This is a genomic window from Dyella sp., assembly GCF_036384435.1.
Taxonomy (GTDB): Bacteria; Pseudomonadota; Gammaproteobacteria; order Xanthomonadales; family Rhodanobacteraceae; genus GSA-30.
In genome coordinates, this window is sequence record NZ_DASVMI010000069.1 from 1 (window position 1) to 2,601 (window position 2,601).

3 protein-coding genes and 1 pseudogene are annotated in these 2,601 nt (G+C 61.7%); 1 reads left to right on the plus strand and 3 read right to left on the minus strand.

Features of this window, described 5'->3' with window-relative positions; all coding sequences use genetic code 11:
• Positions 1-191 (plus strand): annotated as a pseudogene (locus VF436_RS06235) (carboxymuconolactone decarboxylase family protein); the annotation flags it as partial.
• A gap of 160 nt (positions 192-351) precedes the next feature.
• Here VF436_RS06235 and VF436_RS06240 read toward each other — a convergent pair.
• The 3 genes from VF436_RS06240 to VF436_RS06250 form a co-directional block, all read right to left on the minus strand.
• Complete coding sequence (locus tag VF436_RS06240; protein ID WP_003155741.1) at positions 352-975, minus strand: recombinase family protein; 624 nt, start codon at positions 973-975, stop codon at positions 352-354.
• A gap of 61 nt (positions 976-1,036) precedes the next feature.
• Positions 1,037-2,254 (minus strand): TniQ family protein, encoded by a 1,218-nt coding sequence (locus VF436_RS06245; protein ID WP_137821423.1) that lies wholly within the window; start codon positions 2,252-2,254, stop codon positions 1,037-1,039.
• A partial coding sequence (locus tag VF436_RS06250) for a TniB family NTP-binding protein (protein ID WP_330903144.1) occupies positions 2,251-2,601 on the minus strand: 351 nt, incomplete at its 5' end. The genes VF436_RS06250 and VF436_RS06245, both read right to left, overlap by 4 nt.

Genomic DNA, 2,601 nt, shown 5'->3' on the forward strand with positions numbered 1-2,601 from the left:
GAGAGCGCGCCGCCTTGGAACTTGTGGAGGCAGTTACGTTGATCTCCGAGGGCCAACTTCCGGATGCGATCTATGAGCAAGCCGCAGCAACTCTCACCAACGAAGAGGTGTCGGCTATTGAATGGCTTGCCGTTGTCATCAGCACAGGGAACCGTATCGCCATATCCAGCCGCTACCCTGTCAAGGCGTAGGTGAGGCTAACAGTTCATTCAAGCCGACGCCGCTACGCGGCGCGGCTTAATTCAGGCGTTGAACGACAGCTTTCCCAAAAGCTCTACGGCTGCTCTGGGTCGACACCGGTAATCGGATCGTTGCCGCACTGAACAGCGCCCCGTTCCAGGTCGCCTCCATTTATGCGGCTGAACCGAGGGAGAGCAGCTTTACGCCGTCTGGCCGCAGTTCGCCCTTGGGCGACACGTGCCGGTAGAGCGTCTGCCGGGTAATCCCGAGTTCTTCGCAGAGATCGCCCACCTTGGTTTCCGGTTGCCCCATGCTGGCCATCGCCAGGCGTAGCTTGGCGGCGGTCATCTTGAAGGGGCGCCCCCCTTTCCTGCCGCGAGCGCGCGCCGAGATAAGTCCAGCGACTGTTCGCTCGGAAATCAACTCACGCTCGAACTCGGCCAGCGCGGCAAAAATACCGAACACAAGCTTGCCGGCGGCAGTCGTCGTGTCGACCGCCGCACCGTGACCGGTCAGGACCTTCAGGCCCACGCTACGCGCAGTTAGGTCGTGCACGGTGTTGATCAGGTGGCGCAGATCACGGCCAAGCCGATCGAGCTTCCACACGATCAGCGTGTCCCCTTCACGAAGCGCCTTCAGGCAAGCAGCCAACCCTGGGCGATCATCGCGCCTGCCCGAGGCCAGATCCTCGTAAAGGTGCGCAAGGCTCACACCAGCGGCGATGAGCGCATCGCGTTGCAAATTGGTGGACTGGGATCCGTCCGCCTTCGATACCCGCATGTAGCCGATCAGCACCTTTTCACCCGTCACGTATACGTTCGATTATGTGACAGTGTGAACCGGAAAGTTCTGGTCGTCAAAATTTGTCACTTAACCCGTCATTCTGTCTAAGACATGCAAAGGGCTCATCAGGCTCGTAATGTGACAAAAATTCCGTGGGGATGCCTTCCTTCGCGAAGGTAGCGCGCAACTGTTCCAGGGAAGCGGGGTCGCGCCGACCATAGGAAGCCAACGCGAACAGCGAGCGTGCCGTCTCGGGGCCGTGCCGCGCTTCAATGATGGCCTCATCAATGGCCTTGACCGCACGCTGCCAGTGATCGACGGGTTCGGGCTTCAGCGCTTTCGCCGGCAGGCCACTGGTGAACCCGGTTTGGGGCTCGGACCAGAACAGCTTTGCATGCTCGCCTGGCGGGCTAATATCCCTCACCTCAATCAAGCTGATTGCCGTTGCCGCCGCCTCCAGCATCTGCAATCGTACTGCCGGGTTCAGGGTTTCATACGGTCGCCACAGACTTTGCCCAGCACGCAGCGGATGCCCGCAGCCTTCCCATACTTGGCGGAGATACCCCGCGCAGGTTCCGCACGTCGAAAGCGGGGTGTTCAGCTCATCGAGCAGCGTGCGTATTAGCCGAAACCACAATCCAGCGTGGATGCGTCGGCGCGGCAGCTCCACATGGCCGGTCGTCAGTGCCTGCCAGGTACGCCGGTCCATCACTGCAATCGCGTCGCTGGCGGTGCGCGGCGCAGTGTCGGCGTTATCCCAGCCGAGAAACCGCCCAGGCACGCCCCAATAGGATTCCAGCCAGCAACCATGCAGCGGGCAGCTCAGCATCAGGGGCAGCTTCCATGCAAGCAGTACGGCTTGGTTTGCCGGGTCGTTCAGACAGAGCGGACAGGCGCGATGTATCGGCTGGCTGGGCAGCCAGGCACGCCAGTTCGTGATGGATCGCGTCCTACGGCGGAGTTTCGGCAGCAGCACCGAGAGCTGGAACGCATAGGTTTCCAATGCGTCTGGAATCTGATCATCAAGGCTATCCAGTAGCCAAGGCACCCAGCCGGCGAAACTCATGCAACGCAGCCGGTCCAGCTCGATGCCGCTCCGCTGGAAGAGCATCATCAGCAGCGACAGTGGTGGCGCGGTATCCAGGTCATCAACCTGGCCGTGACCAAGATCGTGCTCCAGCAGGTCGGACACCTCCATGTGATAGCAAAGGGCCACGCGGTTGAGCCATGAGGACAGCGCCTCGCCTTCTTTCGGGGCGGGATGCAGCGGCCAGCGCGGCGCAGGCTTCACATCAGTTCCCGGTCGAATTGCCGCCGCCGCTCGCTGGGTCCGGTGTAAACGGCCATGCTGAGAGTGCGATGGTTGATCGCTTCCTCGCCGCTCTCCATGGCGACGATGGCCGCCGCCATCAGCAAGTGCGCCAGTTCCCCTATGGTGCCCTCGCTGCGTGTGAGCAGGTAGCGAGCCATGTCCAGCGTGGCAATTGGGGAAGGCCGGCGCAGCGGGAGCGAAGCGGCGAAGCTGGCCAGCAGTGAGCAGCAATCGTCGTTGGCCTCCCATACCGGCAGCATCATCGGCTCGAAGCGATTTTCCAACTGGTCATCGGAGCGGATGGCTAGGTAGGCGTCGCGCGTGCC